This is a genomic window from Sedimentitalea xiamensis (assembly GCF_030164465.1).
GTDB classification, from domain to species: domain Bacteria; phylum Pseudomonadota; class Alphaproteobacteria; order Rhodobacterales; family Rhodobacteraceae; genus Sedimentitalea; species Sedimentitalea xiamensis.
On the sequence record NZ_JASNJE010000011.1, the window covers coordinates 93,988 to 115,002 of the forward strand.

Below are 21,015 nucleotides of genomic sequence, written 5' to 3' on the forward strand. Positions count from 1 at the left end.
CGCCTCGCGGCGGGCTACTGGCTGGTCGCCGAGAGGTAGCCGATGCCCGCCGCGACGGCCAGGCCGACGACGATGGCGAAGAAGACCTTGATCGCCGACCAGGGCCGTTCGCCCTGGACACGCCCGGTCTGGCCGTTGACGACGAAGCGGAAGGTGCGCCCCTGGTATTTGTAGGCGGCGAGCCAGACCGGCAGCAGCACATGCTTGAAGGTCACATCGCGGACGTTGGTCTCAAGCGCGGTGATCCGTTGCTGGTCGCCGCCGATGTCGAAGCGCACGTCGCGTTCGATCACCCGCGCCATGTGCTGGCGGGCCTCTTCGTAGCCGTCCTGAAGGCTGACGGTATAGGCTTCGGCGCGGAACCCGGCCAGATATTGCGGCTGGTAGGGTTGCAGGGCCGCGAGATCCCAGGGCCTGAGCGCGTCGGTGTAGGATTTCGGCAGGCTGCGCGAGGCCAGCACGAGGATGTCGTCGAAGAACCGCGCGACCCGGCCCGAGGCCGGGGTCCAGCGGATCTGCGCCACCTGCTGCTGCACCCGCTTGCCGTTCTGCATCACGGTGCGGGTGGTGTAGTAGATGGTGCCGCGCTGGCCGCTGTAGCGCGAGGCCGTATCGGCGTCGTAGGTCCAGTAGGGGACATAGATCCCCTGCATCCTGCGCCCCTTGCGGGCGTAGTCCCGCAGCCCTCCCGGCGCGAACCAGAGCCGGCCCAGCCAGTCGGTCATCGCCTTGTGGGCGGCGCGTTCGTCCAGCTGGAACGGCAGCACCCCGCGCGGCTTGATATGGCGGCTGGTGCCGGTGTCCGTCACCACCGGGGTGGCGCAGAACGGGCATTCCGCGGCATGGGTCGCCGGGTCGAATTCCACCTGCGCGGCGCAGTTCGGGCAGGTGAGAACGCGGGTTTCCTCGATCTCGGCCTCCGGCAGGTTCCGGGCGATGGCCGCGTCGAAATCGAGTTCGCGCAGGCTGGCGCCGCCCCAGGGACCGCCGTCGATGCGCTGCGTGTCGCCGCAATGGTCGCAGACCAGCAGGCCGCGGGCCGGATCGAAGCGGTAATCGGCGCCGCATTGCTCGCACGGAAAGCGGTGTTCGGTCACGGGATCTGCCGCCTCCGGCGGGAGTATTTGGGGAAAGATGAAGCGGTCGTCATGGGGCGGGCGGCGGCGGCGGCAGCACGGTGAAGAGCTGGGCCAGTTCCTGCACGTCCTCGGCGGCAAGCCAGCCGTCCTGGCCGGCGGTCCAGACATAGGTGATGCGGGTCAGGCTGCCGTCCGCCGCCATGCGCCCCATGGTGGCCTTGGAGAACGGGCCCCTGGTTTCGCCGCCTTCGGCGATGTGCCAGACATGTTCGACCGGCGGCGGCGGCGGTGCGGCCGGGGCCGGTTTCGCGCCCCAGGGGCCCTGTTGCGCCATCTGGCCCGCCATCGCCATGCCCATCCCGGCGCCGAGCCCGGCGGCCATGCCGCCGCCCGCCGGGTTGTTCGCGGCCGCCGTCATCGCCTCGGCGGCGGAATACTGGGTGAACTTGCCCAGATCCCCGGCCATTCCCATCGAGGTGCGCTTGTCCAGCGCCGCTTCGACCGCCGGGGGCAGCGAGATGTTCTCGATATAGAGTTCCGGGATGGTCAGCCCGTAGTTCTGCAGGGTGGGCGAGATCGCGGCGGCGATCAGCTTGCCGAGATCGGAGGTGTTGGCGGCCATGTCCAGGACCGGAATCCGGGATCCGGCGATCACCTGCGAGAATTCCTGCACGATGATGTTGCGGATCTGGAAGCTGATCTCGTCCATGGTGAATTCGCCGTCGGTGCCGACGATCTCGGTCAGGAATTTCGCCGGGTCGGTGACGCGCACGGAATAGGTGCCGAAGGCGCGGATGCGGGTCGGCCCGAATTCGGGATCGCGCAGGATGATCGGGTTCTTGGTGCCCCATTTCAGATCGTTGAACCGGGTCGTGTTGACGAAATAGATGTCCGACACGAAGGGGCTCTTGAAACCGTGATCCCAGTGGTTCAGCGTCGTCAGGATCGGCATGTTGTTGGTTTCCAGCATGTAGAGGCCGGGGGTGAAGACATCGGCAAGCTGGCCCTCGTGGATGAACACCGCCGCCTGGCCTTCGCGCACGGTCAGCTTGGCGCCGTACTTGATCGCGTGGCCCTGGCGTTCGAAGCGCCAGACCATCGTGTCGCGGGTGTCGTCGACCCAGTGGATCACGTCGATGAATTCGCCGCTCAGGAAGTCGAAGATGCCCATGGTCAGATGTCCTTTTCTCTTTTCAGGGAAGCTAATAAAGCCTGCCTTTCGTTGCGGGCTTCGTCTACTGCTTGCGTCAATATGTGAAGGGGCGATTGGCCACTTTGACTATCGCGCAAACTCTTTGCGATTGCCTCGGTTGCTTTGGCAGTTCTTGCTGCTAGGCCTTCGTCGGCCCTCTGTGCCTTTAGTTCTTCTACATCAATTACTTGTTTGCTTGAGTAGCGGTTTCCCTCTATGTCCTCGTAGCTTACTTCGAACAGCAGTGGTTCAACTATTGGATCTTTTAACAACTTGTGCCCAAGCCCAAAATTGTATGAAATTGAGTGATCTTGAGGGATCGTTTTTATTGTCTGAATACTGGTTAAGTCTGTAATTATTCTGTCTGGAAAATACTTTGATAAATCAGCCGTCGATTGGACGGTCACATTTAGTGCAGCCCCTGCGCCAACATTCCTTACCTCAAGCGTAGAAAGTATCCGTGCATCTTCACGGTTTCCCAAGTGTATCAGAATTACGGGATCGGTGCCCGCTTGCCGCGCTTTGCGTTGCTCGTGAAGCGCATGAGATGCGATAAATAGTGAGGTAAGCGCGATCAGGGGAGTGATTAGTTCGCTCAGCCAAGAGAGATTCGATGCTGAGCCTGCACCGAAGCTTCTCCCGCCAAAAAATATACTCCAAAAAATGATTGTTAGAATGGCGCCGATGACAACGCCTAGAGCGATCTTACCATCTCCGAGCAAATCGGATTTGTTTGGTTTGTTGTCTTTTTCAGTGTGTCGGATTTGAACTAGATCCAGTTTTCTCATCGGGGCGCTCACAACTGTTGGCCCATCAGGTCGCGGGCGATGATGCGGGCGACGGGGCGGGCTTCGTCCGCTGTCATGCCCAGTTCGAGGCGCGGGTCGTAGAGCATTTTCAGCAGCAGTTCGTCGTGGTTGGTCAGCAGCGCGAATTCGTCGTCGTCGTTGAAGATCGACGGGCGCGCGGAGGGGCTGTCGTTGGGCAAGCCGAGGCCCTGGGCGATTTCCTCGTGGATGCAGGACTGGCGCACAAGGTCGGGATGTTCGGCGCGGATCAGGGCGACGGCGCGGGTGTACTGATAGGGCGTGCGGCTGCCGGACACGGCGATCACGAGGCAGTAGAACGACCGCGGCAGGTTGCGGAACAGGTCCAGTTCGGTCTGGCTGATGCCCGGTATCACTTCGACCAGGCGTCGGATCAGGAAATCGTTGTCATCCTCGCCGACGATGAAGACGTTGAAATTCGCGTTCCTGGACACCACGCCGATCGGATGGCCGGTGATCGCGGACAGGCGGCCGGCATAGGCCGCCACCCGCGCCTGGTCGGTCTCGCGCTGTTCGGGCGGCACGCTGGCGCCGAATTCGGCGCGGATGCGGATCGGTCCGGACCAGCGGCTGAGGTGCCCGCTCTTGCCGTTGCCGCGCGTCGCGACGCCGGTGCCGGTGGTGTATTCGTCGTAAAAGGCGATGGTCTCGAAATTCCGCGCCAGCGCATCCGCGGAGAAGGGCGTGTCCGGCCCGCCGCCGTCGGTGCGCAGCAGGCCCCGCGTCAGCAGGTCGTTCTGCACCCTGGCGTAGTAGCGCGCGAGATCCTCGCTGGCCGCGGAGCGCGGCGCGGGCGTGGTGTCGGGGGGCTTCAGCCCCGCCGGGCGCGCCTGGGGCGTCGGCGAGGTCTTGAGGCCCATCCCGTCGCAGCCCGCCAGCAGCAACAGGCCCAGCAGGCCGGCCAGCCACGGGCGAAACCCAAGCGACGCTGCCCGCACCCGCCGCACGTCTCAGCCCGGAACCGCGCCGCTGGCCGTGTCGCCCAACCCGTCCTTGCGCGCCTTGGCCGAAGCCAGCGTGTCGCGCAGTTCGGCTTCCATCTTCTGCAGTTCCGCCTCGGCGGCGGCGCGCCGGGCCTTGCCTTCGTCGGCGATGGCGAGGCTTTCATTGATGGTGCCGATCAGGTCCGCATTGGCCTTCCTGACCGCTTCGATGTCGAAGACGCCGCGTTCCATTTCCTGGCGGATCACCTTGTTGCTGTCGCGCAGGTTGGCGGCATTGGCGGTCAGGAGTTCGTTGGTCAGGTCGTTGGCCTCGCGCACTGCGCCGGCGGCCTCGGCGCTGCGCTGGATGGTGACGGCCTGCGCCAGCTGGGTTTCCCAGAGCGGCACGGTGTTCACCAGGGTCGAGTTGATCTTGGTCACGAGGCTCTTGTCGTTTTCCTGCACGAGGCGGATCGAGGGCAGCGACTGCATGGTCACCTGCCGCGTCAGCTTCAGGTCGTGCACCCGGCGTTCCAGGTCGTCCCGCGCGGCGCGTAGGTCGCGCAGTTCCTGCGCCGCCATCACCTGATCGGCCTCGGGCGCGGCCTGTACGGCGGCTTCCCTGGCCGGGATGTCGGTGCCGTCGAGCTGCGCCAGCTTGGCCTCGCCCGCGGAAATGTAGAGCGCCAGTTCGTCGTAGAAATTCAGCGTCTTGTCATAGAGGATGTCGAGCGACTTGATGTCCTTCAGCAGCGTGTGTTCATGCCCCAGCAGGTCGTCGGTGATCTTGTCGATCTGGGCCTGCACGGTCTCGAAATTGGCGGTGAACTTGGCGAAGGGCGCGGCCCGTCCCAGCAGTTTTTCCCACCAGCTGCGTTCGCGGCGCACGTCCAGTTCGCTGACCGAAAAGCCGCGGATCGTGGTCACGATGTCGCGCAGGCTGTCGCCGGCGGGGCCGACGTCCTTGTTGCGCACGTCGGCAAGCATCGCCTGGCTTATTTCCTGCAATTCCGCCTGCGCGGCCGATCCGAAGGCGACGATGGAATTGCTGTCGCCCATGTCGATCTCGTCCATGCGCCTGCGGATTTCCGAGCCAACGGTGGCGTCGGCCTTTTCCAGCGGCACGATGTCGGTGCTGGGCTCGGGGAGAATGACGGCGGTGACTTCCTCGACCTTGGTCAGGGCTTCCTCGGCCTTCTTGCGAACGGTGTCAGACATGCAGATTATCCTTGTTGCCTACTGTGGGTCCGTGCGGACGCCTTCGCGCCGCAGACGGTCCCGCAGCACTTCGATTTCAACGGTCAGGTCGGTATGGTCGTTCGACAGCATCTTGCGGGTGCGGGCGGCGAAATTCTGTTCCAGGTCGTCCAGGAGCGCGGTGTAGTCGGCGCGGGCCTGCGGATCGCGGCCGCGGGCGTAGACGTCGGCGAACTTGACGGTCGCGTCGCGCGCGCCCTGAAGGTAGACGGTGAGATACTTGCGCGCGCCGGTCAGGTCGCGGGGGTCTTCCTCGACGGTGCGGAAGAGATCGCGCGCGGTGGTCTGGAACCGCTCGACGCGCGCCTCCATCTGGCGGTCTCCGGCGCGCTTGATGGCGTCGGACATGTCGCTCAGGCGGGATTCCGCCTCTTCCACGACGCGGGCGACCCGGTCCTGCTGGAAGCTGTCGATGCCTTCCATGCCCTTGTCCTTCATCGGGTCGATGCCGAAGGACAGCCCGTGCAGGCCCGTCGCCGCCGCGCCGTAGAGCAGCGGCGCCAGCAGCCCCGGTTCGGTCTTGTAGGCGGCGAGGGCGATGCCCAGCCCGGTCAGCACGCTGGCGGCCATCTTGCGCGGAAAGGCCGGGCGGCGGGCGACCTTGCGGGCGTGGAATTCGGCCTCTGCCCGCAGACCTTCGCGCAGCAGGAAGGCGGCAAAGGTCAGCAGACCCGCCGCCACGAGGCCGAGCGCCAGCCCGACGGCCCCGTCGCCCAGCGACAGGAACACCAGCGGAATCACGGGGATGAAAAGAATGTTGGCGCGCGCGCCGACCGGGTCCACCCGCGCGCCGTCGAACGCGCCGCGGGGCGGGGCGGGGTGGTCCGCCGGGGAACCGTCCGGGCTGTATTTGCCGCCAAAGCGCCGCGCCATCCGCCTAAAGCCCCCCGAGCCAGCCGGTGCAGACGCCGAACATCAGCACGATCAGCGCCGCATAGGCGATTTTCTGTAGGCCGTTTGCAGACACGCCAACCCCCTGACATCAACCGATAACGACAACTTAGAGCATGGGCGGTGGCCTTGCTAGGGGGAACTGGCGCGCCGTGGGCTCGTAATCCGGTTCGCGCCGGTCAGCGCTTGGGCCGGGGCGCGCGTGTCCGGGGCCGGCCCGCCGCCGTGCCGCCGGCGCCGCGCGGCCTGGCCTTCGGCTTCGCTTCGCCGGTGCTGTCGCCCGCGTCCAGGCCGAGCTGGTCGCGCAGCACCTTGCGGCGGATTTCCTCGACCGCGCCGGGCTTCAGCGTGCCGAGCTGAAACGGCCCGTAAGATACCCGGATCAGGCGATTAACCGTGAACCCGACATCTTCCAGCGCGCGCCGGATCTCGCGGTTGCGGCCTTCGCGGATGGCGATGGTGAGCCAGGCGTTCGCGCCCTGCTGGCGGTCGAGCGTCACGATCATCGGCTGGAACCTTTCGCCTTCGATCACCAGCCCCTTGCGCAGCGGCGCGAAATCCTCGTCCTTCGGGCGGCCGTTGATGCGCACCCGGTATTTGCGCAGCCAGCCGGTGCTCGGCAGTTCGAGCCGGCGCTTGATGCCGCCGTCGTTGGTCAGGAGCAGCAGGCCCTCGGAATTGAGGTCGAGCCGGCCGACGCTCATCACGCGGGGCATGTCTTCGGGCAGGTCGTCGAAGATCGTCCTGCGGCCCTTTTCGTCGCTGGCGGTGGTCACGAGGCCGGGTGGCTTGTGATAGAGCCAGAGCCGTTCCGGTTCCGCCTCTTGCAGCGGCTTGCCGTCGACCGCGATCCGGTCCTTGCCGGTCACGTTCAGCGCCGGGCTGTCAATCTTGGCGCCGTTGACCGAGACGCGCCCGGCCTCGATCATGCGTTCGGCCTCGCGGCGGCTGGCGACGCCGGCGCGGGCGAGAACCTTGGCGATACGGTCGCCGGGATTGAGCGGTTTGTCTGTCATGAACCGCCCTTAGACCATTTTGTTTTCTTGCGAAAGCGGACATTGCGGGGCAGGGTTGGGCATGGTGTTCAAATCCCAGATGAATCAGGCACTTGCAGAGGCCCGCGCCGCCGCCGGACGGGGCGAGGTGCCGGTCGGCGCGGTCATCGTGGCGCCCGATGGGCGGGTCGTCGCCAGCGCCGGCAACCGCACCCGCGAACTGAACGATCCGACCGCCCATGCGGAGATCCTGGCGATCCGCGCGGCCTGCGCTTCCGCCGGGTCGGAACGCCTGCCGGGGCACGATATCTACGTCACGCTGGAACCCTGTCCGATGTGCGCCGCGGCCATCGCCTTCGCCCGGATCGCGCGGCTGTATTACGGCGCGTCGGACCCGAAATCGGGCGGGGTGGCGCATGGTCCGCAGGTGTTCGACCACGCGCAGGTGCACCATGTTCCCGAGGTCTACGACGGGCTGGCCGAAGCCGAATCCGCCGGCCTGCTGCGGGAATTCTTCCGCGACCGGCGCGGCGGGGAGTGACCGGAACCGGGCTGTGCATCGCGTGCATACGCCATGCATACCACGTGCATACGCGCAGGCGCACGCGAAGCGGCCGCTACCAGCCGAGCCGATGGATCAGGTGGGTTCCGTCCAGCCCCCGGAGCGGGGTGGCGACAGGGGCGGAAAAGGTGAAATCGGCACTGTCGCCCACCATCGCGCGGGTCACGTCGGAGAGGCAGATCTCGCCGGCGCCGGTCTGGGCGGTGATGCGGGCGGCCTTGTTCACGACGGTGCCGAAGAAATCGCCCTCCGCTTGCACCACGTCACCGGTATGCAGGCCGATCCGCAGGCCGAGGCGGGGTTCGGCGTCTTGCCGGGCGAGGCCGGTCTGGATCGCGCGGGCGGCGGTGAGGGCGGCGCGGGCCGAGGGGAAGCTCGACAGGGTGCCGTCGCCCAGCGATTTCACGAACTGGCCGCCATGGGATTCGACGATCCCGCGCAGCTGCGCGAAGTGATCGGCGATCAGGGCGGACCACGCCCGGTCGCCGATGGCGGCGGCCAGAACCGTCGAATCGACGATGTCGGTGAACATGACCGAGGCCAGCCCTTCGCGCTGGGTCAGGGACAGGTCTTGCCGCGCGGCATCCAGTAGGGCCTGAATAGCGGAGTGGTTATACCCGATTGTTTCGAGGTTGGGCATTGGAATCGAGGCGTGGCGATGGATGATCTTCCAGCTTCCGTCTTCGAGCGTATAGACGAGCGTAGTGTGAAACGTGATCGGTTTGGGCCGGTTCTCGAACCAGAACCTGTGCGCGGAAAAGGCCCAGCCGACCTCGTGGCTTTCAAAGGCGTTGGCCCAAAGTTCCTCTCGTTTCAGGATATTCGGGACTTCTCTGAAATGGTTGCCAACGGCCCGCCGCACGGCAGAACCAATCCAGGTCTCGCCCTCGGCGCTGCCGATGAACTGAAGATGGTCGCTTGTGGACAGGAAATTTTGTAACTCTCTGTCCTTGCGGCTGATAAGTGCATTAAACCAGCGCCGCGACACAGCCAGTAATTCCGGAGAGGCGCGGATCTCAGGCATCTAGATCTCGATCGGTTCCAGCACCTGCGGTTCGATCACGTTCACGCCGGGCAGGGCGTCCACGAGCGTCTGCGCCGATTGTTCGAGGATCGGGAAGGTGCGGTAATGGCAGGGGATCAGGGTCCGGAAGTTGAAATAGCGGTTCGCGGCATAGGCGGTCTTGGCCATGTCCATGGTGAAATGCCCGCCGGCGGAGAGGATGCCGATATCGGGTTTGTAATAGTCGCCGAACCAGTCCATGTCGGCCATGATGTCGGTGTCGCCCGAGACATAGACCGTGTGGCCTTCGGCGGCGATCATGTAGCCGACTTCGGAGCCGCCGGTGCGCAGGCCCTCGGGGGTAGAGAAGGTCGAACTGTGCTGCGCCGTCACCATCGAGATGCGCGCGCCGCCGGGATCGACGGTGCCGCCCTTGTTGAAACCGATGGTCTGGATGCCTTCGGTTTCCCCCCAGAACCCCATCAGATCGTATTGCCCGATGACCGGAACGCCCAGCTTTTTCGTCAGCGGCAGCACATCGACCACGTGGTCGAAATGCGCGTGGGTCAGCAGGATATGGGTCGCCCCGGCGATGGCTTCGTCGTGGCGGTCTTCGGGCAGCATCGGGTTGCCGGTCAGCCAGGGGTCGAGCAGCAGAACCAGGTCGCCGGTTTCGATGCGGAAACTGCCGTGTCCGAGCCAGGTGATTTTCATGGGGTCCTCCGTTGTCTTTGGTCCCGACCCTAGCACCGGGACGAGAAAAATCCATCGCGCGGATTCGCGAATGTCCAATGGACCCGGACCGCGCGATCGCTTAGGGCTGAGGCGTGGCCGCAGCGGGGGATCGGGGTGCAGACGAAATATCGTGTCGTCATCGGCGGATGCCTGATCCAGTTCACGGTGATCGGGCTGCTGTTTTCCTTTGGTTTGCTGATCAAGGCGCTGGAGGTCGAGTACGGCTGGTCCCGGACGCTGATGTCGGCCTGCACCTCGGTTGCGTTTCTCGGAATGGGCATTCTCGCGATGGTGGTCGGGCCGCTGAGCGACCGGCTGGGGCCGCGGCGGGTGCTTCTGGTGTCGGGGGCCGCGTATGGCGCCGGGTTCGTGCTGATGTCCCAGGTCGGCGCCCCATGGCAGCTGTTCCTGCTGTTTGCAACGCTGATCCCGCTGGGGCTGGGGTCGCATGACGTGGTGACCCTGTCCACGGTGGCGCGGTGGTTCGAGGGCCGGCGCGGGATGATGACCGCCGTGGTGAAGGTGGGCACGGCGCTGGGCCAGATTCTGGTGCCGCCGATGGCGGCGGTGCTGATCGTGGCGCTGGGCTGGCGCGGCGCGGTCGTGGTGCTGGGTCTGGCGGCCCTTGCGGTGCTGCTTGCCGCGGCGCTGATGATGGAGCATCCGGGCGCGCCGGAGGGGCGGGCCGCCCGTGGCCCCGGCGTCGGCGCGGATTTTTCCCAGGCCCGCCGGTCGCGGTCGTTCTGGACCCTGTGCGCGGTGCAGTTCCTGACCTTTGTGACCGTGATGACCATCCCGCTGCACCTGCCGGTCTATGGCATGGATCTGGGCATGACGCCGCCGGCGGCGGCGGCCTTGCTGTCGGTTGTCGGCGGGGCCAGCATTCTGGGCCGCTTGACGGTCGGGCGGCTGCTGGACCTGATCGGGGGGCGCAACGCCTTCGCGGGCTGTTATCTGGCGCTGATCGCGAGCCTGGCCGGATTCGCCGCCACCGAGGCGCCGGGGCTGCTCTACCCGGTTGTCGCGGTTTACGGTTTTGCCCATGGCGGGCTGTTCGTCGTGGTGTCGCCGACGGTGGCCGAATATTACGGGATGCGGGCGCATGGCGCGATCTTTGGCGCGATCCTGTTCTTCGGCACGCTCGGCGGGTCGATCGGCCCGGTGCTGGCCGGGGCGATTTTCGACGCCACCGGCGCCTATGCCATGGCGTTCCGGGCGCTTCTGGTCCTGGCGGTTCTGGGCCTGGTGCTGATCTTTTCGCTGCCGAGCCGGCAAGCCGCGGCGGAGCAGCCGCTGGCCTGAGGCCCGTCAGTCTGCCGCGACCTGGTGCACCTCGATCACGTTGCCGTCCGGGTCGTAGAAGAAGATCTGGTGCCAGCCCGCCACGGCCCTGTTGCCCCAGTCCGAATAGGGCACGCCCTGCGAGTCCAGATGCGCCTTGAAGGCGGCGATGTCGTCGGTACGGTAGGCGATATGGCCGTGGCTGACCGGATTGACGATCTGGCCGGTGGAAAACCCGGCGCGGACGTCGCGCTGGGCGAGATGGGTCTGGACCCGTCCGTCGGTGACGAAGGCCACGTCCCCGGCATAGCCCTTTTCCTTTTCCAGCACCGGCAGACCGCCGGATTCGCGGTCAAGCCCGAGCACGTCGCGATAGAAGGCATCCATGCGCGGCACGTTTTCGGTGCACAGGTTGATGTGGTGCAGGGTCAGTTTCATCGGGCGCTCCGCGGTTTGGCCGGTTCTGTCCGACTTGACCCCAGTTGCCGCCGCTGCACAAGCCCGCGCCCCTTGCGACAGGGGCGCGACAGCGATAAACGCCCCTTGTCACAGCACGAGGAACCCTATGTCGATTGATCAGAACACCGCCGCACGGGTGGCAAAGCTGGCCCGGATCAAGGTCGAGGAGGCGGCGCTGCCGGCGCTGGCCTCGGAATTCAACACGATCCTGGGGTTCATCGAGCAGTTGAACGAGGTCGACGTGGACGGGGTGGAGCCGATGACCTCGGTCACGCCGATGCGGCTGAAGCGGCGGGCCGACGTGGTGACGGACGGCAACCGGCAGGCGGCGGTTCTGTCCAACGCGCCGGATGCGCGCGAAGGGTTTTTCGCGGTGCCGAAGGTGGTGGAATGATGAGCGATCTGAACAAGCTGGGACTGGCGGCGGCGCGGGATGCGCTGCGCGCGGGGGAAACCACATCGGTGGAGCTGACCGAAGCCTGCCTGGCCGCCATCGACGCGGCGGACGGGCTGAACGCCTTTGTGCACAAGACGCCGGAGATCGCGCTGGAGCGCGCGGCGGCGGCGGATGCGCGGATCCGGGCGGGCGACGCGCCGGGCATGTGCGGGCTGCCGATCGGGATCAAGGACCTGTTCTGCACCAAGGGCGTGCCGAGCCAGGCGGGGAGCCGCATCCTGGAAGGGTTTCTGCCGGAATACGAATCCACCGTGAGCCAGCAACTGGCCGACGCGGGCGCGGTGATGCTGGGCAAGCTGAACATGGACGAATTCGCCATGGGCAGCTCCAACGAGACCAGCACCTATGGCAACGCGGTCAGCCCCTGGCGGCGCGGCAACGACGAGGCGGCGCTGACGCCGGGCGGTTCCTCGGGCGGTTCAGCGGCGGCGGTGGCGGCCGACCTGTGCCTGGCGGCGACCGGCACCGATACCGGCGGTTCGATCCGTCAGCCGGCGGCCTTTACCGGCACCGTGGGGATCAAGCCGACTTACGGGCGCTGTTCGCGCTGGGGGATCGTGGCCTTCGCTTCTTCGCTCGATCAGGCGGGGCCGATGACGAAATCGGTGCGCGATGCGGCGATCATGCTGGGCGCGATGGCCGGGCATGATCCGAAGGACAGCACCAGCGCCGACTTGGCCGTTCCGGATTTCGAGGCGATGCTGACCGGCGACATCCGGGGCAAGAAGATCGGCATTCCGCGCGAATACCGGATGGACGGGATGCCCGACGAGATCGAGGCGCTGTGGACGCAGGGCGCCGACATGCTGCGTGACGCGGGGGCCGAGATCGTCGATATCAGCCTGCCGCACACGAAATACGCGCTGCCCGCCTATTACGTGATCGCCCCGGCGGAAGCGTCGAGCAACCTCGCCCGCTATGACGGGGTGCGTTATGGCCACCGGGCCAAGCTGGCGCAGGGTGACGGCATCACCGAGATGTATGAGAAGACCCGCGCCGAAGGCTTCGGCCCCGAGGTGCAGCGCCGTGTCATGATCGGCACCTATGTGTTGTCCGCCGGATTCTACGACGCCTATTACAACCGGGCGCGGCGGGTGCGGACGCTGATCAAGAAGGATTTCGAGGATGTGTTCGCACAAGGGATCGACGCGATCCTGACCCCGGCGACGCCCTCGGCGGCCTTTGGCCTTGGTGAGATGACCGAGGCGGATCCGGTGCAGATGTATCTGAACGACGTGTTCACGGTGACGGTGAACCTGGCCGGGCTGCCGGGAATTTCGGTGCCGGCGGGTCTGGACCGGCAGGGGTTGCCGCTGGGGTTGCAGCTGATCGGGCGCCCCTGGGAGGAGGGCGACCTGCTGAACACCGCCTATGCGCTGGAAGGCGCGGTGGGGTTTGTGGCCAAGCCGGCCCGATGGTGGTAGGACTCGCCCGATCCCGCGGCAGAGATGAAAGGCGGCGAAGATGCGAAATTTCATCCCGGTGACATTGGCTCTCGGACTGTCCCTGGCGGCGCTTGCGGCCTGTGCGCCGCGGATGCCCGACAGCGCGGCCGGGGCCGGGTTCGGCTCCGAGGCGGATGCGATGCGGGCGCGCGAACTGGAACTGGCGGGCGGACCCGCCACCATCGAGCGGCTGGCCCCGCCGCAGGCGCTGTCGAGCGAGACCCTGCCGCCGGCGCAGCCGGGCGACCCGCTGCGTTTTCCCGGCAGCGCCGCGACGGCGCAGAGCGGCGGAACCGGCGATGACATCGCCGCGCAGACCGCCGCCGTCCTGGCCGCGTCCTCGTCGACGGGGGCCGCCCCGGCCGCTTCGGCGGGCACGCCGTCGGTGGTGACGGCGGACAGCGGGTTGTCGGCGGAGAACGATTTCGCCGCGGTGTCCGGAACCCGCACCATCGAGGGCGACGCGGCGCTGATCGAGAGCAACCGGTCGCAATACCAGGTCGTGCAGCCGACCGCGGTGCCGGATCGCGGCGACGCGGCGCAGCCCAATATCGTCGCCTTCGCGCTGGCCACGTCCCATCCGGTCGGCACCCGGGTCTACAGCCGCAGCGGCGTCAACCTGGCGGGCAAGGCGGAACGCAACTGCCGCACGTTTTCATCCGCCGACCTGGCGCAGATCGAGTTCCTGTCGCGCGGCGGGCCGGAAAACGACCGGGCCGGGCTCGACCCGGATGGCGACGGCTACGCCTGCGGCTGGGATCCGTCCCGGTTCCGGACCGCGGTCCGGAACTGAGCGGCGCCGGGCGGATCGGGGTGCGCTGGCGCCCATCACCCAATTTCGGACCCCGGCGCGACGGGCTGCGGCCTGAGCTGATCGTCCTGCATTACACCGCGATGGAGACCGCGGAGGCGGCGCTGGCGCGTCTCTGCGACCCGGCGGCGGAGGTTTCGGCGCATTACCTGATCGCCGGAGACGGCCGCGTCTGGCAGATGGTGCGCGAGGAGATGCGCGCCTGGCATGCCGGGGCGGGGGCGTGGCGCGGGCGGGGAGACGTGAATTCGCGCTCGATCGGGATCGAGCTGGACAATCGCGGCACGCATCCCTTCGCCGAGCCGCAGATGGCGGCGCTGGAGGCGCTGCTGCCGCAGGTGATGGCGCGCTGGTCGATCGGCCCGGAAGGGGTGATCGGCCATTCCGACATGGCGCCGGCGCGCAAGTTCGATCCGGGGCCGAGGTTCGACTGGTCGCGGCTGGCGCGGCGGGGGCTGGCGGTCTGGCCCGAGGCGGGGCAGGCGGGCGATTTCGCGCGGGACGCGGCGCGGTTCGGCTATCCGGTCGAGGACGAGGCGGCGCTGCTGGCGGCCTTTCGCGCAAGGTTCCGGCCGCAGGCGACCGGGCCGGCCGGTGCCGCCGACCGGGCGATGATGGCCGATCTGGCGGCGCGGTTTGGCGTTGACCGGACGGGAGAGAGCGCCTAGATCGCAGGAGCGCGGAGAGCCGGATGGCCGCTGGCGCCGCGAGGCGCGAGAGGAAAGTCCGGACTCCACAAGGCAACGGTGCCGGCCAACGGCCGGGCAGGGATCGGCGGGGAAACCCGCCGGGAACCTGACGGACAGCGCCACAGAGAACAGACCGCCCGTCGGACCGGAGGTTCGCCAAAGGAGCATCCGCACGGGTCAGGGTGAAACGGTGGGGTAAGAGCCCACCGCGCCGCTGGCAACAGGGGCGGCACGGCAAGCCCCACCGGGAGCAATGCCGAATAGGACCCCCGCGCGGGCTGGTCCCTTCGGGGATACCGCCGCTGGATCCGCCTTGGTCGAGAGGGGTCGGGTTGGCAGCTTGAGGGTTGCGGCGACGCAGCCCCTAGAGGAATGGTCATCGAACGGCGGGGCGACCCGCCGGGAACAGAATCCGGCTTACAGGCTCTCCGCGCGTATTTTCCGGCGCCCGTGCCGTGACGCTGCGCGTCAAAACGCGCCATCGGGTCAAATCCCCTGTTGACTCGGAGTGCTGCGTGGGTACAAGCGCAGCTTCATATGAATTCGTCGAAAGGCCAGGGCCTTTCGTTGCAGGAGAGACAAGATGGCGAAGCCGACCACAATCAAGATCCGCCTGAACTCGACCGCAGGCACCGGCCATTTCTATGTGACCAAGAAAAATGCGCGCACCATGACGGAAAAGATGGTCGTTCGCAAATATGACCCGGTTGTTCGCAAGCACGTCGAGTACAAGGAAGGCAAGATCAAGTAATCGGTCTTTCGATTGCTCGACCCGGAAAAGGCCACGCGGCGCGCGTGGCCTTTTGCGTCGTGCGCAGGGGATGACAGGGGGAACGCCCGCGGATGCCCAAGGACGGACATTACAACACCCGCACCGGATGGCTGCGGGCGGCGATCCTGGGGGCCAACGACGGGCTGGTATCCACCGCGAGCCTGCTGGTCGGGGTGATCGCGGCCGGGTCCGGCCATGGCGGCGTGCTGCTGGCCGGGTTCGCCGGGCTGACCGCGGGCGCGTTTTCGATGGCGGCGGGCGAATATGTTTCCGTCTCGGCGCAGGCCGACAGCGAAGCCGCCGACCTGGCGCGCGAATTGCAGGCGTTGCAGGACGATCCCGATTACGAACTGGACGAGCTGGCGCAGGGACTCCAGGCGCGCGGCGTTTCGCCGGATCTCGCGGCGCGGGTGGCGCATGAGATGACCGAGCATGACGCGCTGGACGCGCATGCGCGCGAGGAGCTGGGATTCACCGAGACGAGCGCCGGCGATCCGTTGCAGGCCGCCTGGGCCTCGGCGCTGAGCTTTGCCGTCGGGGGCGCTTTGCCGGTCCTGGCGGCGATCCTCGCGCCGTCCGGCGTCGGCATTCCGGCGGTGGCGGTGGTTTCGCTGGTGGCGCTGATGCTGCTGGGGGCCTCCGGCGCCTGGCTGGGGGGCGCCCCGGTCCGGGCGGCGGTGCTGCGGGTGCTGTTCTGGGGCAGCCTCGCGATGGCGGTCACGGCCGGCGTCGGCCATCTCTTCGGTCCGCTGGTCTGACGGGGCCGCACCGCAGGGCGGGCGGGCAAAGAAAAAGGGCCGGTCGCGAGGACCGGCCCTTTGGCGTTCGGATCAGCGCCGGCTTATTCGCGGTTGCCGAAAAGCTGGAGCAGGAACATGAACATGTTGATGAAGTCGAGATAGAGCGTCAGCGCGCCCATGATCGCGGACTTGCCCATCCATTCCGCATCGCCATGCGCGGCGTGCTGGAGGTAGTCGGTCTTGATTTTCTGGGTGTCATAGGCGGTCAGCCCGGCGAAGATCAGCACGCCCAGGATCGAGATCGCGAACATCATCGCCGGCGATTGCAGGAAGATGTTGACCACCATCGCCACGAGCAGGCCGATCACGCCCATGATCAGGAACGATCCCCAGGCGGAGATGTCTTTCTTGGTCGTGTAGCCCCAGAGCGACAGGCCGGCAAAGGCGATCGAGGTGATTAGGAAGACCTGCGCGATCGAGTAGCCGGTGAAGGCGACGAAGATCCAGGCCATCGACAGGCCCATGACCGAGGCGAAGGCGTAGAAGAACAGCTGCGCGCCGGCGACGGACAGCCTGTTGATGGCGGCGCCGAAGGCAAAGACCATGATCAGCGGCGCGAACATCACGATCCAGCCGAGGATGTTCGGCGACAGCGTGACCGGGTCGCGGAAAATGCCCAGCAGCGCCGGGCTGGTGCCGACGGCCCAGGCGACGATGAAGGTCAGCAGGGTGCCCACGGACATCGTCGCGTAGACCTTGTTCATATGGGCGCGCAGGCCCTCGTCGAACGCGGCGGCGCGCGTTCCGGCCGCCGCCCGGCCCGTCATGTGAGTCGTGTCGAATTCAGCCATTCAAGGTCTCCGTTTCAGAACTGAAGCGCCGGTGGAACGGTCCATCGGCAATCTTCGGTAAATATCGGGCGGCCACCAAGCTTTTTCAAGTATTTCCGACGAGTTCGATACGCAAAAATCGACAAATCCGTCCCGCCGCCGGCAGATCGGCGGCGGCGGTGGAATTTTCACTGATTCGGCGGCCGGGGATCAGCGTGTCCAGCTGGCCGGCGCGTCCCAGATCGGGCGGCTGGCCTCGATCTCCGCCTGGGCGCGGGAAATGCCGATGTCGCGGAGCGCGGCGTCGTCCAGCCGCCTGAGCTGCTGGCGCTGCAGCCACAGGCCGTAGGCACGGGCGATGCGGGCGCCGAGGGAGGGCCGGGCGACCGGCGGGCAACGGGATGCGGCGATATAAGTCATGGTTCATGTCCCTTTCGATGTTCGTGATGATTTTCATCCGCTCAATCAAATTTCTTGATTTATATGGAGGCCTGTGGTTCATTTTGAAAGCAAATGTTTGTTGCTGCATTCATCAAGGATCGTGATATTGCGAAATCTCGACATCACCACCCTGCGGTCGTTCGTGGCGGTCGCGGATTCCGGCGGCGTCACTCGCGCCGCCGGGTTCCTGCACCTGACCCAGTCCGCGGTGTCCATGCAGCTGAAACGGCTGGAGGAACTGCTGGGCCTGGACCTGCTGGACCGCTCCGGGCGCACCATTGCGCTGACCGCGTCGGGAGAGCAGCTTCTGGCCTATGCGCGGCGGATGGTGGCGCTGAACGACGAGGTGATCGGCCGGCTGACGGATCAGGCCTTCGAGGGCGAGATCGTGCTCGGGGTGCCGCATGATATCGTCTACCCGGTGATTCCACGGGTCCTGCAGCGGTTCAACACCGCCTATCCGCGGGTGAAGGTGCAACTGGTCACATCCTATACGAAGACGCTGAAACTTCAGTTCTCGCGCGGCGGGTGCGACCTGATCCTGACCACGGAGGTGGAGCGGACCGGCGACAGCGAGACCGTGGCGGAACGCCCGCTGGTCTGGATCGGGGCGGCAGACGGGTCCGCCTGGCGGCAACGACCGCTGCGGCTGGCCTTCGGGCGGCATTGCACCTTTCGGCCCAGGGCGATCCAGGCGCTGGACGCGGCGGGAATTGCCTGGGAAATGGTGGTGGAAACCGATTCCGACCGGACGATCGAGGCGACGGTGAGCGCGGATCTCGCGGTGCACACGATGATCGAGGGGACGGAGCCGCCCTATCTGCGGCAGATCGATCACGGCGGCAGCCTGCCCGATCTGCCCGCGCAGATGATCAACCTTTACGGCGCGGATTCGGCGCGCAACCCGATCGTGACCGAACTGGCCGATCTGTTGCGCAAGTCCTTCGCGGGCATCAGCGCGCCGCGATTGCAGAGCGTATCCTAGTCGCCGATCCGGATCACCACCTTGCCGGTCGATTTGCGGCTGCGCAGAAGCTCCATCCCGTCCGCGACCCGGTCGAGCGGCAGGATATGGCTGATATGCGGTTTCAGGCGGCCGTCGTCGTGCCAGCCGATCAGGCAGGCCAGGCTGTCCCGCACCAGGTCGGGGCGGAATTTCATGTAGCCGCCGATATAGAAGCCGAGCACCGACAGGTTCTTGACCAGCAGGTGATTGGCGGGGATCTGCGGCACCTCGCCGCTGGCAAAGCCGATCGGCAGCAGGCGGCCTTCGGGCTTGCAGGCGCGGAACGCCGCCTTGAACGCCGCCCCGCCGACCGCGTCATAGACGACATCCGCGCCGCCGAGTTCGAGGACGCGGGCGCGCAGGTCTTCGCTGTCGTCGATCAGGTGGTCGGCCCCGGCGGCCCTGGCGACGGCGAGCTTTTCCGCGCCGCGCGCATGGGCGATCACGGTCGCGCCCATCAGCTTGCCGATCTCGACCGCGGTCAGCCCGACGCCGCCCGCCGCGCCGGTCACCAGAAGGGTTTCTCCGGGCTGCATCCGGGCGCGGTGGTTCAGGGCCATGTGGCTGGTTCCGTAGGCGATCTGCAAGGCCGCGGCGTCATCGAAGCTCATCCCGTCGGGAATGCGGGTGGCCCGGCCGGCGTCGAACACGCCATATTCCGCCAGGCCGCCCTGGCCGGAGAACACCGCGACTCGGTCGCCCACTGCGAGATTGTTGACGGAATCGCCGGTTTTGGTGACGATTCCCGACAATTCCATCCCAAGCGTGAACGGTGCCTCGGGAATATCCTGATACGTGCCTTTTTGCGTGAGAAGGTCGGCGAAGTTCAATCCGCACCGCCGGATCGCGACCCCGATCTGTCCCGGTCCGGGGGGCAGGGGCGCAATGTCGCAGAGGCGGGCGGGTCCTCCCGCCTGGGTGATCCGATAGGCCAGCATGTCAAAACCCTTGTATTTTTGTTGATTTGCGGCCAGTTTGCACCGGGAGTCAAACGACTCGGCGTGAATCGGCGGCGGCGGGATGGTTCTGTCCTTTCGGGCCGCTGGTTGGGAAGTTTTTCCGGATTTTGGGCAGAGAGCCGCCGATTTTCCCGACGCTCTCCCGTTTTCCGAGAATCTCGCAACTTGAATTCAACCAGAAAGCCCGTAGTATTCCGGCGATGGCTGTGCTCGGGTCTTGGAATAGGGACTCGGCAAGGTGTGGGGGGGTAGTCTGTGGTTGCAGGCTGATCCACGCGCGGGGCCTGAAGGGTAAATGGTATGGTAAAGGAGAAACGTATGACTCATCCTGTGGACGTGCATGTCGGCAAACGGGTGCGGCACCGCCGGTGGCTGATCGGAATGACGCAGCAACAACTGGCGGAGCAGGTTGGAATCAAGTTCCAGCAGATCCAGAAATATGAGACCGGAGCGAACCGCATCAGCGCGTCACGGCTTTGGGACATCGCGGACGCGCTGGGGGTGGAGGTCAGTTTCTTCTTCGAAGGATTGCAGGACGCGGAAAAGGAAGAGGCCGGGGACGCGGTTCTGCCCGCCGACCTGATGGGCGACAAGGAAGCGCTGGATCTGGTCCGCTCCTATTATGCGATTCCCGAGAACCAGCGACGGCGCCTGTTCGAACTGGCGCGCGTGCTCAGCGACGTCGCCTGACGGGCGGCCTGCTTGAACAATCCGCTCTGGGATGTCAGGTGATCCCGCATGACATCCCGATCTATCACCGACCTGCAACTGGCGCATCTGCTCGCGGACGCGGCGCGTGAAACGATTCTGCCGTATTTCCGGCGGTCCGGGCAGGGGCTGGAGAACAAGGACCTCGAAGGGTTCGATCCGGTCACGGCCGCCGACCGGGCGGCGGAACGGGCGATGCGCGACCTGCTGCGGCAGCATCGCCCCGAGGACGGGATCTGGGGCGAGGAATTCGGCCGGATCGACGGGACGTCCGGGCGACAATGGGTCCTGGACCCGATCGACGGCACCCGCGCCTTCATCAGCGGAACGCCGACCTGGGGGGTCCTGATCGCGCTGGCCGCCGATGACGGGCCGCCGGTGCTGGGGCTCATCGACCAGCCATATACCGGCGAACGGTTCACCGGTGGCCCTGACATCGCCGAAATGACCGGCCCGCTGGGCAGAAGGCCGCTGGCGACGAAACCCGGCCGGACCCTGGACCAGGCGATCCTGTTCACGACCTTTCCCGAAGTCGGCAGCCCTGCGGAGCGGGCCGGATTCGACGCCGTGGCCCAACAGGTCCGGCTGACCCGTTATGGCATGGATTGCTATGCCTACGCCCTGCTGGCGGCGGGGCATATCGACCTGGTGATCGAGGCGGGGCTCAACGCCTATGACATCCAGGCCCCGATCGCGGTGATCGAGGCGGCGGGCGGCGTCGTCACCGACTGGCAGGGGCGGCCGGCGCATGGCGGCGGGCGGGTGTTGGCCGCGGCCAATGCCGGGCTGCATGCCCTTGCCCTTGCCATCCTGAAACAGACGCCGGAAGACTGGTAGTGGGTCAGTTTGAAATCTAGCGCCTCACACGCGCGCGAGGTTCCGTTTGCGTCGGATCAGGACTGCACCTATCTTATAGGCATGACAGACAAACCCAAGAGACCCAGAGACGCGAA

The 21,015-nt window shown here is 66.3% G+C and carries 24 protein-coding genes and 1 other RNA gene; 12 read left to right on the forward strand and 13 right to left on the reverse strand.

Features of this window, described 5'->3' with window-relative positions; translation table 11 throughout:
* Nucleotides 1-14: 14 nt before the first annotated feature.
* The 7 genes from QO034_RS11055 to QO034_RS11085 form a co-directional block, all read right to left on the reverse strand.
* Nucleotides 15-1,097 (reverse strand): TFIIB-type zinc finger domain-containing protein, encoded by a 1,083-nt coding sequence (locus QO034_RS11055; RefSeq protein ID WP_284485593.1) that lies wholly within the window; start codon nt 1,095-1,097, stop codon nt 15-17.
* A gap of 49 nt (nt 1,098-1,146) precedes the next feature.
* Nucleotides 1,147-2,250 carry an SPFH domain-containing protein gene (locus QO034_RS11060; RefSeq protein ID WP_284485594.1) on the reverse strand — a complete coding sequence of 368 codons (1,104 nt, stop codon included), beginning with the start codon at nt 2,248-2,250 and terminating at the stop codon, nt 1,147-1,149.
* A 2-nt stretch (nt 2,251-2,252) separates the two neighbouring features.
* Entirely contained in the window at nt 2,253-3,059 is an 807-nt protein-coding gene (locus QO034_RS11065; protein WP_284485595.1) for a COG1361 family protein, read from the reverse strand.
* An 8-nt stretch (nt 3,060-3,067) separates the two neighbouring features.
* Nucleotides 3,068-4,036 carry a DUF2927 domain-containing protein gene (locus QO034_RS11070; RefSeq protein WP_456115090.1) on the reverse strand — a complete coding sequence of 323 codons (969 nt, stop codon included), beginning with the start codon at nt 4,034-4,036 and terminating at the stop codon, nt 3,068-3,070.
* A gap of 12 nt (nt 4,037-4,048) precedes the next feature.
* On the reverse strand, nt 4,049-5,239 hold the full coding sequence (locus QO034_RS11075) for a toxic anion resistance protein (protein WP_284485596.1): 1,191 nt from the start codon (nt 5,237-5,239) through the stop codon (nt 4,049-4,051).
* An 18-nt stretch (nt 5,240-5,257) separates the two neighbouring features.
* Nucleotides 5,258-6,151 carry a 5-bromo-4-chloroindolyl phosphate hydrolysis family protein gene (locus tag QO034_RS11080; RefSeq protein ID WP_284485597.1) on the reverse strand — a complete coding sequence of 298 codons (894 nt, stop codon included), beginning with the start codon at nt 6,149-6,151 and terminating at the stop codon, nt 5,258-5,260.
* A gap of 197 nt (nt 6,152-6,348) precedes the next feature.
* Nucleotides 6,349-7,185 (reverse strand): pseudouridine synthase, encoded by an 837-nt coding sequence (locus tag QO034_RS11085; RefSeq protein ID WP_284485598.1) that lies wholly within the window; start codon nt 7,183-7,185, stop codon nt 6,349-6,351.
* A 61-nt stretch (nt 7,186-7,246) separates the two neighbouring features.
* Here QO034_RS11085 and QO034_RS11090 point away from each other — a divergent pair, with 61 nt between their 5' ends.
* A complete protein-coding gene (locus QO034_RS11090) occupies nt 7,247-7,705 on the forward strand; it encodes a nucleoside deaminase (RefSeq protein ID WP_284485599.1) in 459 nt (152 codons plus the stop codon).
* 76 nt (nt 7,706-7,781) lie between these two features.
* Here the strand turns inward: QO034_RS11090 and QO034_RS11095 are convergent, their stop codons facing one another.
* Both QO034_RS11095 and QO034_RS11100 read right to left on the reverse strand, forming a co-directional pair.
* The gene (locus QO034_RS11095; RefSeq protein WP_284485600.1) at nt 7,782-8,750 is read right to left on the reverse strand and encodes a nuclear transport factor 2 family protein; all 969 of its coding nucleotides are present in this window, start codon (nt 8,748-8,750) and stop codon (nt 7,782-7,784) included.
* The gene (locus QO034_RS11100; RefSeq protein WP_284485601.1) at nt 8,751-9,443 is read right to left on the reverse strand and encodes a metal-dependent hydrolase; all 693 of its coding nucleotides are present in this window, start codon (nt 9,441-9,443) and stop codon (nt 8,751-8,753) included.
* Between the two features lie 135 nt (nt 9,444-9,578).
* Here QO034_RS11100 and QO034_RS11105 point away from each other — a divergent pair, with 135 nt between their 5' ends.
* The gene (locus QO034_RS11105; RefSeq protein WP_284485602.1) at nt 9,579-10,766 is read left to right on the forward strand and encodes an MFS transporter; all 1,188 of its coding nucleotides are present in this window, start codon (nt 9,579-9,581) and stop codon (nt 10,764-10,766) included.
* A 6-nt stretch (nt 10,767-10,772) separates the two neighbouring features.
* Here QO034_RS11105 and QO034_RS11110 read toward each other — a convergent pair whose 3' ends face one another.
* On the reverse strand, nt 10,773-11,183 hold the full coding sequence (locus QO034_RS11110; RefSeq protein WP_284485603.1) for a VOC family protein: 411 nt from the start codon (nt 11,181-11,183) through the stop codon (nt 10,773-10,775).
* Nucleotides 11,184-11,310: 127 nt separating this feature from the next.
* On the opposite strand from QO034_RS11110, the gene gatC reads away from it, so the two are divergent.
* From gatC to QO034_RS11145, 7 genes are all read left to right on the forward strand, one after another.
* Nucleotides 11,311-11,598: an Asp-tRNA(Asn)/Glu-tRNA(Gln) amidotransferase subunit GatC gene (gene gatC / locus QO034_RS11115; protein ID WP_284485604.1), complete on the forward strand. Its 288-nt coding sequence runs from the start codon at nt 11,311-11,313 to the stop codon at nt 11,596-11,598.
* Nucleotides 11,598-13,085, forward strand: coding sequence for an Asp-tRNA(Asn)/Glu-tRNA(Gln) amidotransferase subunit GatA (gene gatA / locus QO034_RS11120; protein WP_284485605.1), 1,488 nt, complete (start codon nt 11,598-11,600; stop codon nt 13,083-13,085). The genes gatC and gatA overlap by 1 nt, the downstream gene beginning before the upstream one ends.
* 40 nt (nt 13,086-13,125) lie before the next feature.
* The gene (locus QO034_RS11125; RefSeq protein ID WP_284485606.1) at nt 13,126-13,899 is read left to right on the forward strand and encodes a hypothetical protein; all 774 of its coding nucleotides are present in this window, start codon (nt 13,126-13,128) and stop codon (nt 13,897-13,899) included.
* Nucleotides 13,900-13,919: 20 nt separating this feature from the next.
* A complete protein-coding gene (locus QO034_RS11130) occupies nt 13,920-14,585 on the forward strand; it encodes an N-acetylmuramoyl-L-alanine amidase (RefSeq protein ID WP_284485607.1) in 666 nt (221 codons plus the stop codon).
* Nucleotides 14,586-14,596: 11 nt separating this feature from the next.
* Nucleotides 14,597-15,042: RNase P RNA component class A (rnpB, locus tag QO034_RS11135), an RNA gene on the forward strand.
* Nucleotides 15,043-15,189: 147 nt separating this feature from the next.
* Complete coding sequence (rpmG, locus tag QO034_RS11140; RefSeq protein WP_007814563.1) at nt 15,190-15,357, forward strand: 50S ribosomal protein L33; 168 nt, start codon at nt 15,190-15,192, stop codon at nt 15,355-15,357.
* A 92-nt stretch (nt 15,358-15,449) separates the two neighbouring features.
* The gene (locus tag QO034_RS11145; RefSeq protein ID WP_284485608.1) at nt 15,450-16,136 is read left to right on the forward strand and encodes a VIT1/CCC1 transporter family protein; all 687 of its coding nucleotides are present in this window, start codon (nt 15,450-15,452) and stop codon (nt 16,134-16,136) included.
* An 83-nt stretch (nt 16,137-16,219) separates the two neighbouring features.
* On the opposite strand, the gene QO034_RS11150 is transcribed toward QO034_RS11145, so the two are convergent.
* The gene (locus tag QO034_RS11150; RefSeq protein WP_284485609.1) at nt 16,220-16,969 is read right to left on the reverse strand and encodes a Bax inhibitor-1/YccA family protein; all 750 of its coding nucleotides are present in this window, start codon (nt 16,967-16,969) and stop codon (nt 16,220-16,222) included.
* A 189-nt stretch (nt 16,970-17,158) separates the two neighbouring features.
* Nucleotides 17,159-17,368: a DUF1127 domain-containing protein gene (locus QO034_RS11155; protein ID WP_284485610.1), complete on the reverse strand. Its 210-nt coding sequence runs from the start codon at nt 17,366-17,368 to the stop codon at nt 17,159-17,161.
* 127 nt (nt 17,369-17,495) lie between these two features.
* Here QO034_RS11155 and QO034_RS11160 point away from each other — a divergent pair, with 127 nt between their 5' ends.
* Nucleotides 17,496-18,374, forward strand: coding sequence for a LysR family transcriptional regulator (locus tag QO034_RS11160; RefSeq protein ID WP_284485611.1), 879 nt, complete (start codon nt 17,496-17,498; stop codon nt 18,372-18,374).
* Here QO034_RS11160 and QO034_RS11165 read toward each other — a convergent pair.
* Complete coding sequence (locus QO034_RS11165; RefSeq protein ID WP_284485612.1) at nt 18,371-19,333, reverse strand: NADPH:quinone oxidoreductase family protein; 963 nt, start codon at nt 19,331-19,333, stop codon at nt 18,371-18,373. The two genes, QO034_RS11160 and QO034_RS11165, sit on opposite strands and share 4 nt — an antisense overlap.
* A gap of 339 nt (nt 19,334-19,672) precedes the next feature.
* On the opposite strand from QO034_RS11165, the gene QO034_RS11170 reads away from it, so the two are divergent.
* Nucleotides 19,673-20,044 carry a helix-turn-helix domain-containing protein gene (locus QO034_RS11170; protein WP_284485613.1) on the forward strand — a complete coding sequence of 124 codons (372 nt, stop codon included), beginning with the start codon at nt 19,673-19,675 and terminating at the stop codon, nt 20,042-20,044.
* 48 nt (nt 20,045-20,092) lie between these two features.
* Entirely contained in the window at nt 20,093-20,899 is an 807-nt protein-coding gene (hisN, locus tag QO034_RS11175) for a histidinol-phosphatase (RefSeq protein WP_284485614.1), read from the forward strand.
* Nucleotides 20,900-21,015 lie beyond the last annotated feature (116 nt).